This window comes from Cellulomonas flavigena DSM 20109 (assembly GCF_000092865.1).
Lineage (GTDB): Bacteria > Actinomycetota > Actinomycetes > Actinomycetales > Cellulomonadaceae > Cellulomonas > Cellulomonas flavigena.
On record NC_014151.1, the window covers coordinates 22,379 to 39,544 of the forward strand.

The following is a 17,166-nucleotide window of genomic DNA, read 5'->3' on the forward strand; positions in this document are numbered from 1 at the left end:
GATCGTGACGTCCTGACCTGACACTCTGCCACTGTCCGCCGCGACGCGCCCGGTGCACGGCGGTGGTTCGCCCGCGGCGAATCCCCCGTCCGTCGCAGGGCACCCGAACGGCCGCGGGTGCCAGACTGGCCCCATGTTCGCGACCATCCACACGTCCGCCGGTGACATCCGGGTCGAGCTCTTCGAGAACCACGCGCCGCGCACCGTCGAGAACTTCGTCGGCCTCGCGCAGGGCACCAAGGAGTGGACCGACCCGTCCACCGGCGCGCCCCGCACCGACCCCCTGTACAAGGACGTGGTCTTCCACCGCGTCATCCCCGACTTCATGATCCAGGGCGGCGACCCGCTCGGGAACGGCCGCGGGGGACCGGGGTACAACTTCGACGACGAGATCCACCCCGAGCTCACGTTCTCGGAGCCCTACCTGCTGGCGATGGCCAACGCGGGCAAGCGCCTCGACCCCGTGACGGGCCGCGTCGGCGGCACCAACGGCTCGCAGTTCTTCATCTCGGTGGCCGCCACCACGTGGCTCAACGGCAAGCACACGATCTTCGGCAAGGTCGTGGACGACGAGAGCCGCAAGGTCGTCGACGCGATCGCGACGACGCCCACGCGGCCCGGCGACCGCCCGGTGCAGGACGTGACGATCACGTCCGTCACGGTGGAGGCCTGACATCAGCAGCTTCGGTGCGCCGGGCGGTCCCGTCGCGGGCCCGCCCGGCGCTCCCGGCGGTGGCACCGGGGAGCCGCCCGTCTGTCCGCGCCACCCGGACCGGATCGCGTACGTCCGCTGCCAGCGCTGCGGTCGGCCGGCCTGCCCGGACTGCCAGCGGCCCGCTGCCGTCGGCGTGCACTGCGTCGACTGCGTCGCCGAGGCCGCGCGCACGTCCCGGGAGGGCCGCACCGTCTTCGGCGGGCGGGTACGTGATGGGCGACCGATCGTCACCCTGACGATCATCGGCCTGTGCGTCGCGTCCTACGTGCTGCAGCTCGCGGTGCCCGGGTGGACCTCACGCTGGGCGTTCAGCCCCGTCGCCGGGGCGTTCGAGCCCTGGCGCTTCCTCACCGCGGCGTTCCTGCACTCCACGGGCGTGTTCCACATCCTGTTCAACATGGTCGCGCTGTGGATGGTCGGCCCGTCCCTCGAGCAGACCCTCGGACGGGCGCGCTTCGCGACGCTGTACCTGGTGAGCGCGCTCGGTGGGTCGGTCGGGGCGGTGCTCCTGGCGCCGGCGACGGGCTCGTGGCTCACGCCGATCGTCGGTGCCTCGGGCGCCGTGTTCGGCATGTTCGGCGCAGTGCTCGTCGTGCTGCGGCGCATGGGCCGCGACGCGGGCCCGATCATCGGCATCCTCGTGCTCAACGGCGTCCTGGGCTTCGTGCTGCCCAACATCGCGTGGCAGGCGCACCTGGGCGGCCTGGTGACGGGAGCGTTGCTCGGTGCCGCCTACGCGTACGCCCCGCGGGAGCGACGGGCAGCCGTCGGCTGGGTCGCGCCCGCGACGCTGGTCAGCGTCCTGGTCGTCGTCACGTGGGTGATGTACGGGGCCAACGGCCTGGTCTGACGGCCGCGCTCGACGTCCGTGCGTCCGTACCGGTCGCTGCCCGGTCTGCGCGACCGGGGAGACGTCCTCAGGGTTGCTCACACCTGGGGAACTACACCGGTGTAGTTCTCCACAGGTGTGGGTGAGGCCTGTGGACGACGAGCGGTCGACCTTGTGGACGTAGCTGTGGGCACCGCGTGCCCACAGCCGGTGCACCGGGTGGCGTCAGCGCCAGCGGGTGAGCATCCCGAAGCCGACGATGATGATCGAGAAGCCGACCGCGAGGTTCCACTGGCCGATGCCGGGCACGGGGAGCGCGGCACCGCTGGACAGGTACGTGACGACCAGCGACACCAGGCCCAGGATCATCAGGCCCAGGGACAGCGGCAGGTACCAGCGCGGGAGCGGCTTCGGCGCGGACGCCTTGACGGGCGGCGGGGTGTACGTCGCCTTCTTGCGCGACTTCGACTCGGGCACTGGGGTGGCTCCTGTCTGCAACGGTGCGGTGAGCAGGCGGGGCATCGTCGTCACCGGGGCCCGCAGGGACGGTGGGCCGTCCGGGTGCCCGGGGTGCCGACGTCCTGCGGACCGGTGTCGGCATGCGCCGAACGTGACCTAGCGTAGTGCCGTCGTCCCGCAACCCGTGCGGGTCCTGCGCGGAAGGAGGCGGTATGACGCCGACCGCCGACGTCCGCGCGCCTCGCACGCGACGCCGGGGCCTGGGAAGGGGCGCGGTCTCCGTCGGTCTCGTGCTGGGCCTGTCCGGGCTGATGTTCACGGTGAACGCGCGCAGCAGCGCCGGCACCGACGACCGCCACCCGCAGGACCTGCGCGAGCTCACCCAGAAGCAGTCGGCCACCGTGGAACGCCTCTCGTCCGAGGTCGACCTGCTGCGCGCGGAGGTCGAGCAGCTCACCGCCGAGCAGAACGCGCTCGCCGGACGGCCTGCGGTGCAGCCGCGCGCCGGCGACGTCGTCGCGAGCGGCTCGGTGCCCGTGAGCGGGCGCGGGCTGACCGTCACGATGGACGACGCGCCCGTCGACGCCCGCCGCGAGGCCCTCAGCCCCGACCTGCTCGTCGTCCACCAGCAGGACATCCAGGCCGTGATGAACGCCCTGTGGGCCGGCGGAGCCGAGGCGATGGGCCTCATGGACCAGCGTGTCGTGTCGACGACGGGAGTGCAGTGCCAGGGCAACGTCCTGCGGCTGCACGGCCGCATGTACTCGCCGCCGTTCGTCATCTCGGTCGTCGGGGACCCCGAGCGCCTGCGCGCCGCCCTCGACGCCGACGGCGCCGTGAGCGTGTACGTCCGCGACGCGGGTGACCTGGGCCTGGGCTGGGACGTCCAGGACCGAGACACGGTCGACCTGCCCGCGTACTCCGGCGCCACGGAGCTGACCTGGGCGCGCGTGCCGGACGACGTCGAGGTGCTGCCCGGCTACCCCGCCACCGAGCCCGCCGACGCAGCCCCACCCGTGGCCGCCGCCCCGGCTGCCGAGGGAGGGCTCCTGTGAGCGCGACGAGCGTGCGCCCGCCCGCGCACGCCCGCACCCCCCGCGCGGCCGGCGGGGCGTCGTTCGTCTACGGCCTCGTCGGGGTGGTGGGCGAGCTGCTCATCACCGTCGGCGTGCTGCTCCTCGGCTTCCTGGTGTGGCAGCTGTGGTGGACCGACGTCGAGGGCAACGCCGCGCAGGCCGAGATCGTGCGCGAGATGAACTACACGCCTCCGCCCCCGGCCGACGACGGCGGGATCCGGATCGCCGAGCCCCGCCGCGACGAGCCGCCCGTCCCGGACGAGCCGGGCCACGCCGAGCAGATCGCGCAGTTCGTCACACCCCGGTGGGCCGGCGAGCAGCTGCGCCCCATCTCGCAGGGCACCGACCGCCCGACCGTGCTCGACGTGCTCGGCATCGGCCACTACGAGGGCACGGCGATGCCGGGCGGCCTCGGGAACTTCGCCCTCGCGGGCCACCGCGTGACCTTCGGGAAGCCGTTCAACCGCATCGAGGAGCTGCAGATCGGCGACGCGCTGGTCGTGCGCACCAAGGACACCTGGTACGTCTACAAGGCGACGGCGACGGAGGTCGTGCTGCCGCGCGACGTGCGGGTCATCTGGCCGGTGCCCAACCAGGAGGGCGTCGAGCCCACCGAGCGCTACATCACGCTGACGACCTGCCACCCGATGTTCTCCGCACGCGAGCGGTACGTCGTGCACGGCGTGCTCGACTACTGGGCGCCCACCGCGGACGGCGTCCCCGCCGAGCTCGCCGAGATGGTCGAGTCCGGGCAGCTCGACCTGTCGGGCGGCACCGCGTGACCGGCAGGCGGGACCGGGCTGGGCGACGGGACACGGGAGGCTCATGATGTACGGATGGTTGTGGCGGCACCTGCCGGGCCCGGTGATCGTGCGCGTGCTCCTCGCGGCCGTGCTCGCCGCCGGGGTGCTGGCGGCGTGCTTCCTCTGGGTGTACCCGGCGATCGCGCCGTACATGCCGTTCAACGAGACCACGGTGGGTGAGGGATGACGCGGATCCTCGTCGTCGACAACTACGACTCGTTCGTCTACACGATCGTCGGCTACCTCGACCAGCTCGGCGCGAAGACCGAGGTCGTGCGCAACGACGCCGTGCCGCCCGCCGCCGAGCGCGCCGGGTACGACGGTGTGCTGATCTCGCCCGGGCCCGGCACACCGTCCGACGCGGGCCAGAGCATGCAGGTCATCCGCGACTGCGCCGCCGCCGGCACCCCCATGCTCGGGGTCTGCCTGGGGCACCAGGCGCTCGGCGAGGTCTTCGGCGGCACCGTGACGCACGCGCCGGAGCTCATGCACGGCAAGACCAGCCCGGTCGAGCACGGCGGGCAGGGCGTGCTGGCCGGCCTGCCGTCGCCGTTCACCGCGACGCGCTACCACTCGCTCGCCGTCGTCGACGGCACGTTCTCCGACGAGCTCGAGGTCACCGCGCGCACCAACGGCATCGTCATGGGCCTGCAGCACCGCGAGCTGCCGCTGCACGGCGTGCAGTTCCACCCCGAGTCCGTGCTCACCGAGGGCGGTCACCGCCTGCTCGCCAACTGGCTGCAGGTGTGCGGCGCGGCGGACGCCGTCGAGCGCTCGCAGGGGCTGCACCCGCTCGTGCGGCTCTGACGCGCGGGCCCGGCGCGGGCCTCGTCCCTGGAACGCAGAACGCCCCCGGCTGTCGGCCGGGGGCGTTCGTGCGCGTCGAGGCGTCAGTTGGTCGGTGTCGGCGTCGGGGTGTTGCCGCCCCCGCCGCCCCCGCCGTTGTTGCCGCCACCGGGACCCCGCGACACCCGGATCTTGACCTGCTGCTCCTTGGCGATCTTCGTCCCACCGCTCGGCTCGGTCGAGACGACCGTGCCCTGCGGCTCGTCGGACTGCACCTCCTCGCGGGTGACGTTCGTCAGGCCGACGGCCGCCAGGGCTGCCACCGCGTCGTCGTACGTCATGCTGCGCAGGTTGGTCGGCACGGTCGCCGTGCTGGAGGGCTCGGCGATGCCGAGGTTCACCGTGGTGCCCTGCGGCACGATCGCGTCGACGCGGTCCTGGGTGACGACCGTGCCCTCGGGCTCGTTCGACTCCTCGCGCGACGTGCTGACGCGCAGGCCGAGCGCCTCGAGCTCGGGGATGGCGTCCTCCTGGTGCTTGCCGCGCACGTCGGGGACGGTCACGGTGCCGGAGCCCACGATCAGCGTGACCTCGGCACCGGCCTTGACGGGCGCGTTCGCGGCGGGCTCGGTCCTGACGACCCGGCCCTTCGCGATCGTCGGGTGGTCCTCGCTCTGCCGCGTCGGCGACACCGTGAGACCGGCGGCCTCGAGCGCGTCGACGGCCTCCGCCTCGGTCAGGTCCGTGACGTCGGGCACCGTCACCTCGGACGGGCCGGACGAGATGTACACCCGGACCTCCGCCTCCTTGTCCACCGGCGTGCCCTCGGGCGGGTCGGTGCGGGTCGCGAGGTTCGCCTCGAACTCGGTGCTGGGCTCCTGCGCGGGGACCGGTCGCAGGTCGACCTCGCGCAGCGCCGCGAACGCCTCCTCCTGCGTCATGCCCGCCACGGGGGGGATCTCCACGGTGGGGTCCTCGGGCGGGTCCTGGTTCGCCAGGATCGCCCACACGATGCCGCCCACGGCCAGCACGGCCACGGCCACGAGCACCCAGATGAGCCAGGGGCGCTTCTCGTCCTCGTCGCCGTCGGGCGGGGTCCCGGTCATCGTCGCCGCCAGGCCCGTCGCGCCCCACGGGGCGGTCGCCGGCGGCATCGCCTGCGTCGTCGCGACCGGCGGCGCCATGACCTGCGTCGCGTCACCCGTGGGCAGGGTCGCCAGCGCGGCACCGACGGCGGGTGCGTTGACGTGCCCGCCGCGCAGCACGGCCTCGAGGTCGGCACGGAACTCCGCCGCCGTCGAGTAGCGCGCGTCGCGCTCCTTGGCCAGCGCCTTGAGCGTGATGCGGTCGAGCGTCTCGGGCAGGTCCGACGCGATCGCGCTCGGCACCGGCGGGACCTCGCGCACGTGCTGGTAGGCCACGGCCACGGGGGAGTCCCCGACGAACGGCGGACGGCCCGTGAGCAGCTCGAACAGCAGGCAGCCCGTGGAGTACAGGTCGGAGCGGGCGTCGACCTGCTCGCCGCGCGCCTGCTCGGGGGAGAGGTACTGCGCGGTGCCGATCACGGCCTGCGTCTGCGTCATCGTCGCCGCGGAGTCCGCGACCGCGCGCGCGATGCCGAAGTCCATGACCTTGACCGCGCCCGTGGGCGTGATCATGACGTTCGCAGGCTTGATGTCGCGGTGCACGATGCCCGCGTGGTGCGAGTACTCGAGCGCCGAGAGCACGCCCGCGGCGATCTCGATGCCCTCGTCGATCGGCACGGCGTGGCCGTCGCGCAGGATGTCCCGCACGGTGTGGCCCTCGACGTACTCCATGACGATGAACGGCACGTGTGCGACCTGGCCGTTGGGCTCGGTGAAGACGTCCTCGCCGGTGTCGTACACCGCCACGATCGCCGGGTGGTTGAGCGCCGCCGCGGACTGCGCCTCGCGGCGGAACCGTGCCTGGAAGGACGGGTCGCGCGCAAGGTCGGAGCGCAGGATCTTGATGGCGACGGTGCGCCCGAGGCGCGTGTCGTGCCCGATGTGCACCTCGGCCATGCCGCCGCGCCCGATGAGCTCGCCGACCTGATACCTGCCGGCGAGGATGCGGGATCCGTCGTCCACCACTAGGAGTCCTTCACTTCCGTCGGTCGCGGGTCACCGTTGCGTGCCGGCACCGCGTCTGCCCGGGCGGGTGCGCCGTCCCGGGTCGGTTCTGCGGCGATCATCCCACCTGGTGGGCCGCCACGAGGGTACTCGGCGACGACGAGGACGCCGCCGGTGGGTTCCACGGGCGCGGAGCCCAGGAGCCGGTCGGCCAGCGCGGCGCCGAGCAGCGCGACGAGCACGAGCACGAGCGCCACCAGCGGCAGGCGCAGCCGCCGCACCCAGCCCATCGCCGTCGCCAGGACACCGTCCAACGGGCCTTCGTCGACGGCGTGCCGGTTGCGGCGCGTACCGTCCTGCAGGGTGGCGTCACGCGGTCCGCGCCCGGCGCGCTCGCGCCGCGACGGCGGGTAGGACGGGGGCCCGTCGTGACCGTCCGGCGTCTGCTCCGGCGCCGCGGGCGGCGGCGTCGACCGGCGGGCCTCGCGCGCCCGCGTCGGCTTGCCGACGAGCACCGCGACGCCCGACGGCGGGGTCTGCGGCATGAGGCGGTCGAACAGGCCCGCGAGCTCCTCGCCCGACGCGGGACGGTCGGTCGGCTCCTTCGAGAGCAGCCGCATCACGAGCGCCGCGAGCTTGCGGTCGACGGACGCCGGCAGCGGCGGCACCGGGTCGTTGACGTGCGCGACCGCGATGTCCACGGCGGTCGGCCCCGTGAACGGCCGCTTGCCGGCCAGTCCCTCGTAGGCGACGACACCGAGCGAGTACAGGTCGGACAGCGGGGTCGCCGGGCGGCCGACGGCCTGCTCGGGGGACAGGTACTGGGCGGTACCCATGACCATGCCGGTGGCCGTCATCGTCTTCTGGTCGGCAGCCAGCGAGACGCCGAAGTCGGTGATCTTCACCTTGCCGGAGCGGGCGATGAGGATGTTGCCCGGCTTCACGTCACGGTGCACGACCCCGGCCAGGTGCGCGGCGTGCAGACCACGGGCCGTCTGCGCGAGCATCGGCAGCAGCCGTCGCGCAGGCAGCACGGGCTCACGCTCGAGCAGGTCGGACAGCGGCTCGCCGACGACGAGCTCCATGACGAGGTACGCCGAACCGTCCTGCTCGCCGTAGTCGAACAGCGCCGCGATGTGCGGGTGGTGCAGCGCGGCCGAGTTGCGCGCCTCGGTGCGGAAGCGCTCGAGGAAACCGGGGTCGCCCGCGAACTCGTCGCGCAGGACCTTCACGGCCACCGCACGCGCGAGCGCGTCGTCGTTGGCCTCCCACACCTCGCCCATGCCGCCGACGGCGATGCGGCGCAGCAGGCGGTAGCGGCCTCCGCCGAGCGCGACCCCGGGTGCGGTCCTCATGACGCCAGCACCGCCTCGATCACGGCACGGGCGATCGGTGCCGCGACTGCGCCGCCCGTCGCCTCGTTGCCCAGGTTGCCGCCGTTCTCGACGATGACGGCGACGGCCACGCGTGGGGCGTCGGCCGGCGCGAACGCGGTGAACCACGCGTGCGGCGGCTGTCCCTCGACGGTCTGGGCCGTGCCGGTCTTGCCCGCGACCTGCACGCCGGCGATGCGGGCGGCCTTCCCGGTGCCGGAGTCGACCACACCGACCATCATCTGCGTGAGCGCGCTCGCGGTGGCCGACGACACGGCGTCGGAGTACGGCTCGGGATCCGTCTGGGACACGATCGTCAGGTCGGCGGCGCGCACGGTCTCCACGAGGTAGGGCGTCATGAGCCGCCCGCCGTTGGCGATCGCGGACGCGACCATCGCCATCTGCAGGGGCGAGGCCTGCACGTCGCGCTGCCCGATCGCCGACTGGGCGAGGACCGCCTGGTCGAGGTCGGAGGGGAACACGGACTCCACGACGGGCATCGGCACCGCCAGGTCGGGGTCGAGGAAGCCGAAGCGTTCGGACTGCTCGCGCAGCACGTCCTCGCCGAGCGTCATGCCCAGGCTCGCGAAGGCGGTGTTGCACGACGTGCGCAGGGCGTCGGCGAGGCTGACCTGCTCGCCGCCGCAGCTGCCGCCACCGAAGTTGCCGATCGTGGCCGACGTCTGCGGCAGCGTGAGCTGGTCGGGCGACGGCACGGGCGTGTCCGCCTGGTAGTCGCCGGACTCCAGCGCCGCCGCGGCGGTGACGAGCTTGAACGTGGACCCGGGCGCGTACCGCTCCTGGTGGGTGTTGGGGCGCAGCGGGTTGCCGTCGGCCTGGTCGAGCGCGCGGTACTGCGCCGCGGCCTCGCTCGTGGAGTGCACGGCGAGCACGTTGGGGTCGAACCCGGGGGTGGAGACGAGCGCGAGGATCCGGCCGGTGGCGGGCTCGAGGGCCACGACGGCACCGTGCTGGGCGCCGAGGCCGTTGCGCGCGGCCTGCTGCGCGGCGGGCAGGATCGTCGTCTCGACGGCCGCGCCCTCGGGCCGCTTGCCGGTGAGCAGGTCGCGGATGCGCGTGAAGAACAGCTGGTCGGAGCGGCCCGTGAGCTGGTCGTTCTCCGCGAGCTCGAGCTGGCTGCGGCTGTTGGCGATCGAGTAGAAGCCCGTCACCGCGGAGTACAGGTCACCCTGGGAGTAGGTGCGCTGGTAGCCGAACGGGTCGTCCACGGGCACGGACGTCGCGATCGCCTCGCCGCCGGCGACGATCGGCCCGCGCGCGTTGCCGTGCTCGCGGTAGAGCGTGCGCACGTTGCGGCCGTCGGTGTTGAGCGACTCCGCCTGGAAGAACTGGACCCACGTCGCGGAGCCCATGAGGGCCACGAACATGACGAGGGTGATGGTCGCGAGGCGACGCAGCGGCGTGTTCATCGCGTCTCCCCCCGCTCGTCGGTGTCCGATGCGTGGTCGAGGTGCTCGGTGGGGCTGTCGTCGGAGGCCGGTCCGCGCTCCGGGCCGTCCGGTGGGGTCACGGTCGACGTGCGGACGGGGGCGCTGCCGACGACGACGGGCGTGCCGACCGCGGGCGTGCCGGTGCGGCCCGTGCTGCGACCACCGCCGACAGGCCGGGAGCGGCCCGGGGCCGACACGGGCACGCCGATGTCCGGCGTGGCGACGGCGCGCACGGTCGGCACGGGTCGGCGCGCCTCGTCGGAGATGCGCAGCAGGAGCGCCGCGATGACCCAGTTGGCCACGAGGGACGACCCGCCGTACGCGAGGAAGGGCGTGGTGAGGCCCGTCAGGGGGATGAGGCGCGTGACGCCGCCGACGACCACGAAGAGCTGGAACGCCATGACGAACGACAGACCGCCGGCGAGCAGCTTGCCGAAGCCGTCCCGCACGCCGATGGCCGTGCGCAGACCGCGCGAGACGAGGATCGTGTAGAGCAGCAGGATCGCGATGAGACCCGTCAGGCCCAGCTCCTCGCCGAGGGCGGCGACGATGAAGTCGGAGTAGGCGAAGGGGACGAGGTCGGGCCGTCCCTGGCCCAGGCCCGTGCCGAACAGCCCGCCGCTGGCCATGCCGAACAGGCCGTACACGAGCTGCCCGGACCCGCCCGGGTCGCGGCGGAAGATCTCGTCGTCCAGCGCGTGCAGCCACACGTCGAAGCGGGCGCCGACGTGCCCGAACGTCGCGGCCGCTACGGCGGCGCCACCCACGAACAGCACGAGCCCGATGACGATCCACGAGGTCCGCTCGGTCGCCAGGTAGAGCACGGCGACGAACAGGCCGAAGAACAGCAGCGACGTGCCGAGGTCGCGCTGCAGCACCAGCACGACGAGCGACGCGGCCCAGACCAGGAGGATCGGCCCGAGGTCCCGGGCGCGCGGCAGCTGCAGGGCGAGCACGCGCTTGCCCGCCAGCGCGAGCGTGTCGCGGTGCGTGACGAGGTACCCGGCGAAGAACACCGCCAGGGCGATCTTGCCGAACTCCGCGGGCTGCATGCCGACCGGGCCGACCCGCACCCAGATGCGGGCGCCGTTGATCGTCTGCCCGAGGACCGGCACGAGCGGCAGCAGGATGAGCACGAGACCGGCGACCATGGCCGTGTACGTGTACCGGCGCAGCGTGCGGTGGTCGCGCAGCAGCCACAGCACGGCGACGGCCAGGGCGACCGAGATCGCGGTCCACGCGAGCTGCCGGTCGGCGATGTTCGCGTCCGCGCGTCCCCGCGCGGCGTACGCGATGGAGATCCGGTAGATCATCGCCAGCCCGATGCCGTTGAGCGCGACGACCACGGGCAGGATCACCGGGTCCGCGTAGGGCGCGCGCAGGCGCAGCACGAGGTGCACGGCGACCGCGAGCACGGTGGTGCCCGCGGCGTACGCGATGACGTGCGGCGGCACCGCCCCGGTCGCGCCGAGGCCGGCCAGGACGTACCCGGCGATGCCGATGCCGAGGGCGGGCACGAGCAGCAGCAGCTCGGTCCCGCGCCCGGGCCGGACCCGGTGGGGCTGGACGCTGGCCATCACAGCGTGGCGGCGACCGTCGGGTGGCCGGGGGTCGGGGCGCCGGCGTTCGGCGGCGGCGCGGTCGTGGTCGTCGGCTCGGGGGTCGGGGACGTGGTCGGCGACGGCGTCGGGCTCGGCGTGGGCGTCGGGCGCGTCTCGACGACGCCCTCCTCGAGCATCTCGACCAGGCGGCGCGCCTCCTCCAGCGAGCCGGCCGAGATGGTCTGCTCGACGCGTTCGCGCAGGTAGGCAGGCAGGTCGTCGACCTGCACGTCCGAGGTCTCGACGATGTCCGCGAGCTCGACCGGGCCGAGCGTCTGGGCGATGCCGCGGTAGATCGCGACCGTCCCCTCGTGCGCGCCGACGAAGTACTGGCTCTGCGTCCACAGGTAGCCGCCGGCCAGGGCGGCGACGAGCGCGAGGCCCACGGCCAGCCAGGTCAGCGCGAGGCCGCGGCGGCGCGGCGCGGGGGCCAGGTCCTCGTCGTCGTCCTCGTCCCGCGGGCGGTCGGCACCCGTCGCGGATGCGTCGTCACCGCCGTCCCCGGGCTTCTCGTCGTCCCCGTCGGGCCCGCTACCGGCGGCCGCGGCGTCCGCGCGTGCCTTGCGCGAGAGCGATGCGGCACGCGCCGCGGGCCCGTCGGCCGCGGCGGACGGGCGGTTGCGCGTCGAGGCGGCTGCCCCGACGACGGCGCTGGTGGTGGACGGCATCGCGCCGTCGGGGAGCTCGTCGAGCTCGACGACGTCGGCGATGACGACGGTGACGTTGTCCGGGCCGCCGGCGCGTAGCGCGAGCTGCACGAGGCGGTCGGCGCACGCGTCGACGTCCTCGATCTCTCCGAGGGTCTCGGCGATCGTCTCGGCGGAGACGTAACCGGACAGGCCGTCGGAGCACAGCAGCCAGCGGTCGCCCGGGCGTGCCTCGCGCACCGACAGGTCGGCCGTCACGTCGCTGTCGAAGTCCCCCAGGACCCGCATGACGACCGAGCGCTGCGGGTGGTGCTCCGCCTCCTCCGGTGTGATGCGGCCGGTGTCGACGAGGTGCTGCACGAACGTGTGGTCGGTCGTGACCTGCGTGAGCGTGCCGTCGCGGAACAGGTAGCCGCGGGAGTCGCCGAGGTGGACCATCGCGAGCTTGTTGCCCGCGCGCAGGATCGCGGTGACGGTCGTGCCCATCCCGGCGAGGTCGGGCTCCGCGTCGCTGCGCGCGATGATCTCGGCACGTGCGTCGTCCAGGGCCGTCTCGAGCTCGTCGAGGGCGTCGTCCGGGCCGTGCGACTCCCCGTCGAGGGGGGCGAGCGCGGCGACCGCGACCGACGACGCGACGTCGCCGCCCGCGTGCCCGCCCATGCCGTCGGCGACGACGAGCAGGTGCGGTCCGGCGTACGCGGAGTCCTGGTTGTCCGAGCGGACCAGGCCCACGTCGGAGCGCGCGGCGTAGCGCAGGGCGACCGTCACGCGACTACCTCTGCAGCTCGAGCAGGCTCTGGCCGATCCGTACCGCGGTGCCGGTGGGGACGGGCGTGGGCTGCTCGACGCGCGTCTCGCCGACGAACGTGCCGTTGGTGGAGCCGAGGTCCTCGACGAACCACTGCTCGCCCTGCGGGAAGATCCGCGCGTGGCGGGAGGACGAGTAGTCGTCGTCGAGCACGAGAGTGCAGCTCGGGGCGCGGCCGACGAGCACCGCGGACGTGCCGAGGGGGAGCGTCGTACCGCGCAGCGGACCCTCGGTGACGACGAGCCGCGTGGGGCCCGTCGTGCCGCGCGGGCGCCGGGGCGCGCGCGGCGACTCGCCGACGGGCACGGGCGAGTCGGCCGAGGATGCGGGTGTGGCCCTGCCGGGGGTGCGGCGGCGGTCGATGATCCGCGTGCCGTACAGGTCGCGCCGCAGGACCGTGATCGCGGACAGCACGAGGAACCACAGCAGCGCGAGGTACCCCAGGCGCAGCAGGGTGACGGTGAGCTCACTCATGCCGGGGCATCACTCGTCCACGTCCGCGTCGCCACCCGTCCAGAACAGGATGCGCGTGCGACCGATCGTCAGGGTGTTCCCGTCGAGCAGCGTCGCCGCCGGCACCTGGTGCCCCTCGACGAAGACGCCGTTGGTGGACCCCATGTCGCTCGCGATCACGCCGTCGGGCGTCACGCGGATCTCCAGGTGGCGCCGGGAGACGCCGGGGTCGTCGACGATGATGTCGGCCTCCGAGCCACGGCCGATGACCGTGACCGGGCCGGTGAGGATGTACCGCTGGCCGTCGATGTCGATGAGCGGGTGCCGCGGGCTGGGCGCGGCGTTGGTCGCCGGGGCCACGGGGCCGCGCACCGTCGCGCTGTGGACGGCGAACCGGCCGGCCTCCTGGTCCGTGTTCTCGGAGAACGAGACCGTCACCGGGCCGACGAAGGCGTAGTGCTGGCTCGACGCGTGCTCGGTGACGTTGGCGGCCAGCTCCTCGGCGAGGGCCTCCGCACCCCAGGCCTCGACCTGGTCGTAGTCGGGCGTCGACAGCTCGATGGTGAACTCGTTGGGCACGACCGTGCGGTCGCGCCCCACCACGGCGGCACGGTCGTCGAGCTCACGCCGCAGGGCGTCCGCGAGCTCGATGGGCTTCACATCGCTCCGGAAGGCGCGCGCGAACGCGTTGTTCACGACGCGCTCCACGCCGTTCTCGAACTTGTCGAGGAATCCCACGTCCACCTCCTCCCGCGGTCGGGCGGGCCGGGTGGCCCGTCCCATCGCTCCGCTGCTCGTCGGCTCGTCCGACGCGGTGCGACGACGGTCCGCGTCGATGGTATCCGTGCGATGGGCTGCACGGGTCCCCCTGGGGGTGCACTGTGCACGAGGTGCGTCCGTCGGCGGTCTGTGGACGGCTCGACGACGCACCCGCCGGGCGGTGGATCTCCGGAAACTGGTCGGGCCCGCCCCTCCTCCCCTCGGAGGTGGTCACATCGGCGACAGCTCCGTGTGCCGACTCGTGGAGGAGCGACCACTTCCGGGGGTGCTCGTCGGTGTCGGGTGGCCCGTCGTCGCGGACCGGTTCGTGGGTGGGGCGCTCGCCGTGCTAGCGTTCTCCAGCGCGCGCGAGTGGCGGAACGGCAGACGCGCTGGCTTCAGGTGCCAGTGTCCGAAAGGGCGTGCGGGTTCAAATCCCGCCTCGCGCACACAGGGGTGGTTCCGGATGGAACTGCTCAGGTGGTACCGAAACTCCCGGTCAGGGTTCTCTGGCCGGGAGTTTCGTGGTTCTGGGGGTGCTCGGCGCGGTCTGGGGGCGCTCGCGGGCGCCGAGAAGCCCTGCCGAGGGGTCTCGGGAGGGCTTCTCGGGCCGGATTCGGCGCTGCGAAGCGGTTTCCGGGCAGGCTGACGCCGACGAGGTGGCGCGGCGTGCGTCCCGGCGGCGACCGGGCGATCAGGTGTGGACGCTCAGGCGGCTACCCGCGGTACGGGCGGCGCCGGCCTTTCGTCCAGGTGTGGCGGTCCATCGGTTCGTCGGACGGCTCTTCGCCGAGCTTCACCTGCCACGGGTCGGGCTGGTGCCGGGCGAGGTGCCAGCCGCGGAGCCGTTCGATGTTGTGCGCGGCGAGCGTCACCGCCATCAGGAGGGTGGTCGCGACGAGACCGGCGACGCGGAAGTACCCGCGGTTGACGTTGCGGACCTGGTAGCGCAGCTGGGCGTTGAGTCCCTCGATCAGGCTGCGGCGGTTGAACGACAGCGCCCACCGCGTGGACTGCCAGGGCAACGGCTGCCGGTCGCGCTCGAGGTCGGTGTCGCGCACGGTGACGGTCTTGCCGCATGCGCAGTTCCCGCCGCGCAGGCACTGGGCGGTCGGAAGGTGGCGTCCCAGGCGCATCGAGGCCGGCGTGTTCGGGCAGCGCAGGTGCCCGGCGAGGGCCGGACCCTTCCACCGCTGGCTGCCGAGCTCGTCGCGACGACGCGCCAGCGCGGTGAACCGGTAGGCCTCGCGCTTGTCGAACAGCTCGCGGGCGCGTGCCTTCTGAGTGGCGGTGTCGCCGATCTTCGGAGGCTCGAGCTGCCTCAGGGGATCCGGTAGCGCGTCGGAGTACAAAGCGCCGTCGATCCACAGTGACCCGGTGATCGGACCGGGGCGAACGCCGCGCTGGGTGGAGTGCAGGTCCATCGTCACTGCGATCCCACGCTCCCGTAGTGGGCGTGCGAGCTTCTCCGCACGGGAGGTGGTGTAGCCGCGGTCGAGCAGGACCTCCTTGACGTGCCGCAACGCGTCGAGGATCCCGAGGGCTGCTCCTGCTCTGTCCTTGACCCCGGGGCGCATGGCCAGGCCGGCGGCCAGCTGGGGCAGCGGTTCACCTGCGGGCTCGGGTGCGTAGGTCGCGATGTGCGCCTCGTACCCGAAGTACAGCTCGTTTGGCCGACGGTCGGTCCCGGTGCGCTTGGCCCACCGTGCATCGGGGTCAGCGGCCGGCCGATCGCCAGCGTCGGTCCCGGTGTTCGCGGTGCGAGCCCTGTAAGCGGACTCGACGTCGGTCCCGTCGATCGCCACGACGCTCGGCGGCGTCCACGTGGACGGAATGCTGGCCTGGACCAGTCCGGTGGCGACCTCGTCGAGGCTCGCCGGCGCGAAGGGGCAGCCCTCGGGGCACTCGTCGACCTCGCCGGTCTCCGGGTCCGCGGTCAGCTCGTGGTCGTGGGGGACCAAGAAGCCCACGCCCAAGGCGTCCTCCAGGGCGTGGAACCCGGACAGGATGGGCCGGTACCGGATCACGGTCCTTGGCGGGAAGCCCAGCGCGAACCTGTCGCTGGGCGACGCTGACAGCAGGGTGCGGGTGACCCCCGCGAGGGTGAACGCCGTCGGGCTACTCAGAGCATGCAGGAATATCCCTGCGGCGATGGCGTCCAGCGGGTAGGCGCGGTGGCGGCCGACATTGTGCGTCCGAGCCGTGACGAGCCGGGAGACGACGTCGCTCTCGGCCCAGGCTCGAGCGCGTCGGACCTTCTGCGCGGAGGTGAGCGGCGGCGGCTTGTAGATGATGCGGCTGAGGCCGGTGGACGACATCAAGGGCCGGGACTGCCCGGCGCGGCGCGCCTTCATCGCCGCACCATCGAGGCGAACACCTCGTGCTCGGGCAGCGGGGCCATGAACGGCATGACGTAGCCGAAGATCTTCGACGAGGTGACGCCGGCGAGCTGGGCGAGCGCGCCGAGGTGCACGCCGTGCTCGAGGTGCTCCTTGACCCAGGTGACGCGCAGGCGGCTCAGGCGCAGCGGCGGGCAGTCGGGTGGGAGCTCGAGGTACTGCATGAGTCTGGACAGGCGCGAGCGGTCCCAGTCCGCGGCGAAGAAGCTCAGCAGCAACGAGCCCGGGTCCTCCTCCCTGATGCGCTGCAGCGGGCCGTCGTGGGGCGGGCTGATCGGGATGGTGCGGGCCAACTTGCCGGGCACGGTCAGGCAGAGGTGGCCGTGGCGCTCGACCAGGTTCTCGGTCGTGACGTGCCAGATCTCGCGCGGGTAGAGCCCGGCGCCGAGGCCCAGTGCGAGGAACGCCTGCATCCGACGCTGCTGCAGGGGCGTGCGCTGCTGGCTGGCGACCTCCAGGAGCCGGACCACTTCGGCCGCGGTGTAGGGGACGATCCGCTGGTTTGCGCGCAGCCGCTCCTCGGGCGGTTCCCATGGCGCCTTCGTCGTCACGGCTGCGCCGAAGCGGCGCAGGTCCGAGCGGCGTGTGGCTCGCGAGGGTTCGGCGAGGTGGGTGCAGCCGACCTGGATGTACCGGCTGACGACGTCCGGGGTGAAGATCTGCTCGCGGTCCAGCGGTAGGCCTTCGCGGTGCGCCCACACGAGGAACTGCGACAGCGTCCGCATCGTCTCGACGGCCCTGCGGTCATCGGCGGGGTGCACCTCGACGGCCACGGCGCGTGTGAACGCGGCGACCGGTGCCCAGTCCTCGGGGCGCAGCGCCTTGGGGATGTAGCCGGCCACGGCCTGCTCAGGGGTGAGCGGTCCGGCGGCGTGTCGGTAGACGGAACGGGTTCTGGAATCTGAAGATGGGCGCAC

16 protein-coding genes and 1 tRNA gene are annotated in these 17,166 nt (G+C 73.2%); 7 read left to right on the forward strand and 10 right to left on the reverse strand.

Translation table 11 applies throughout. The features are described from left to right. The first annotated feature begins 133 nt into the window (after window positions 1-133). Together CFLA_RS00095 and CFLA_RS00100 are read left to right on the forward strand one after the other, a co-directional pair. Complete coding sequence (locus CFLA_RS00095) at window positions 134-673, forward strand: peptidylprolyl isomerase (protein WP_013115272.1); 540 nt, start codon at window positions 134-136, stop codon at window positions 671-673. A 175-nt stretch (window positions 674-848) separates the two neighbouring features. Further along, complete coding sequence (locus CFLA_RS00100) at window positions 849-1,565, forward strand: rhomboid family intramembrane serine protease (RefSeq protein ID WP_013115273.1); 717 nt, start codon at window positions 849-851, stop codon at window positions 1,563-1,565. A 204-nt stretch (window positions 1,566-1,769) separates the two neighbouring features. Here the strand turns inward: CFLA_RS00100 and CFLA_RS00105 are convergent, their stop codons facing one another. Then, window positions 1,770-2,021 carry a cell division protein CrgA gene (locus tag CFLA_RS00105; protein WP_013115274.1) on the reverse strand — a complete coding sequence of 84 codons (252 nt, stop codon included), beginning with the start codon at window positions 2,019-2,021 and terminating at the stop codon, window positions 1,770-1,772. A gap of 194 nt (window positions 2,022-2,215) precedes the next feature. Here CFLA_RS00105 and CFLA_RS00110 point away from each other — a divergent pair, with 194 nt between their 5' ends. From CFLA_RS00110 to CFLA_RS00125, 4 genes are read left to right on the forward strand one after another with little or no spacing between them, the layout of a single operon-like run. Beyond that, window positions 2,216-3,058: a DUF881 domain-containing protein gene (locus CFLA_RS00110; protein ID WP_013115275.1), complete on the forward strand. Its 843-nt coding sequence runs from the start codon at window positions 2,216-2,218 to the stop codon at window positions 3,056-3,058. Then, window positions 3,055-3,861, forward strand: a complete 807-nt coding sequence (locus CFLA_RS00115; RefSeq protein WP_013115276.1) for a class E sortase — start codon at window positions 3,055-3,057, stop codon at window positions 3,859-3,861. Before CFLA_RS00110 ends, CFLA_RS00115 begins: the two co-directional genes overlap by 4 nt. Window positions 3,862-3,907: 46 nt before the next feature. Beyond that, window positions 3,908-4,069, forward strand: coding sequence for a hypothetical protein (locus tag CFLA_RS20240; RefSeq protein ID WP_013115277.1), 162 nt, complete (start codon window positions 3,908-3,910; stop codon window positions 4,067-4,069). Beyond that, window positions 4,066-4,689, forward strand: a complete 624-nt coding sequence (locus CFLA_RS00125) for an aminodeoxychorismate/anthranilate synthase component II (RefSeq protein WP_013115278.1) — start codon at window positions 4,066-4,068, stop codon at window positions 4,687-4,689. Before CFLA_RS20240 ends, CFLA_RS00125 begins: the two co-directional genes overlap by 4 nt. 83 nt (window positions 4,690-4,772) lie before the next feature. Here the strand turns inward: CFLA_RS00125 and pknB are convergent, their stop codons facing one another. Genes pknB through CFLA_RS00160 form a run of 7 tightly spaced genes read right to left on the reverse strand, consistent with a single transcriptional unit; the run spans window position 4,773 to window position 13,829 of the window. Continuing rightward, window positions 4,773-6,779: a Stk1 family PASTA domain-containing Ser/Thr kinase gene (pknB, locus tag CFLA_RS00130; protein WP_013115279.1), complete on the reverse strand. Its 2,007-nt coding sequence runs from the start codon at window positions 6,777-6,779 to the stop codon at window positions 4,773-4,775. Beyond that, window positions 6,779-8,113, reverse strand: a complete 1,335-nt coding sequence (locus CFLA_RS21035; RefSeq protein WP_013115280.1) for a serine/threonine-protein kinase — start codon at window positions 8,111-8,113, stop codon at window positions 6,779-6,781. Before CFLA_RS21035 ends, pknB begins: the two co-directional genes overlap by 1 nt. Beyond that, window positions 8,110-9,561, reverse strand: coding sequence for a peptidoglycan D,D-transpeptidase FtsI family protein (locus tag CFLA_RS00140; protein WP_013115281.1), 1,452 nt, complete (start codon window positions 9,559-9,561; stop codon window positions 8,110-8,112). Before CFLA_RS00140 ends, CFLA_RS21035 begins: the two co-directional genes overlap by 4 nt. Further along, window positions 9,558-11,159, reverse strand: coding sequence for an FtsW/RodA/SpoVE family cell cycle protein (locus CFLA_RS00145; RefSeq protein ID WP_013115282.1), 1,602 nt, complete (start codon window positions 11,157-11,159; stop codon window positions 9,558-9,560). Before CFLA_RS00145 ends, CFLA_RS00140 begins: the two co-directional genes overlap by 4 nt. After that, entirely contained in the window at window positions 11,159-12,598 is a 1,440-nt protein-coding gene (locus CFLA_RS00150) for a Stp1/IreP family PP2C-type Ser/Thr phosphatase (protein ID WP_013115283.1), read from the reverse strand. Before CFLA_RS00150 ends, CFLA_RS00145 begins: the two co-directional genes overlap by 1 nt. 4 nt (window positions 12,599-12,602) lie before the next feature. Then, complete coding sequence (locus CFLA_RS00155; RefSeq protein WP_013115284.1) at window positions 12,603-13,112, reverse strand: FHA domain-containing protein FhaB/FipA; 510 nt, start codon at window positions 13,110-13,112, stop codon at window positions 12,603-12,605. A gap of 9 nt (window positions 13,113-13,121) precedes the next feature. After that, window positions 13,122-13,829: an FHA domain-containing protein gene (locus tag CFLA_RS00160; protein ID WP_013115285.1), complete on the reverse strand. Its 708-nt coding sequence runs from the start codon at window positions 13,827-13,829 to the stop codon at window positions 13,122-13,124. Window positions 13,830-14,216: 387 nt separating this feature from the next. On the opposite strand from CFLA_RS00160, the gene CFLA_RS00165 reads away from it, so the two are divergent. Next, window positions 14,217-14,299 (forward strand) — tRNA-Leu (locus CFLA_RS00165). A 267-nt stretch (window positions 14,300-14,566) separates the two neighbouring features. On the opposite strand, the gene CFLA_RS00170 is transcribed toward CFLA_RS00165, so the two are convergent. Both CFLA_RS00170 and CFLA_RS00175 read right to left on the reverse strand, forming a co-directional pair. After that, window positions 14,567-16,204, reverse strand: coding sequence for a hypothetical protein (locus CFLA_RS00170; protein WP_013115286.1), 1,638 nt, complete (start codon window positions 16,202-16,204; stop codon window positions 14,567-14,569). Beyond that, window positions 16,201-17,091 (reverse strand): site-specific integrase, encoded by an 891-nt coding sequence (locus CFLA_RS00175; RefSeq protein ID WP_245530272.1) that lies wholly within the window; start codon window positions 17,089-17,091, stop codon window positions 16,201-16,203. The genes CFLA_RS00170 and CFLA_RS00175 overlap by 4 nt, the downstream gene beginning before the upstream one ends. Window positions 17,092-17,166: the final 75 nt, after the last annotated feature.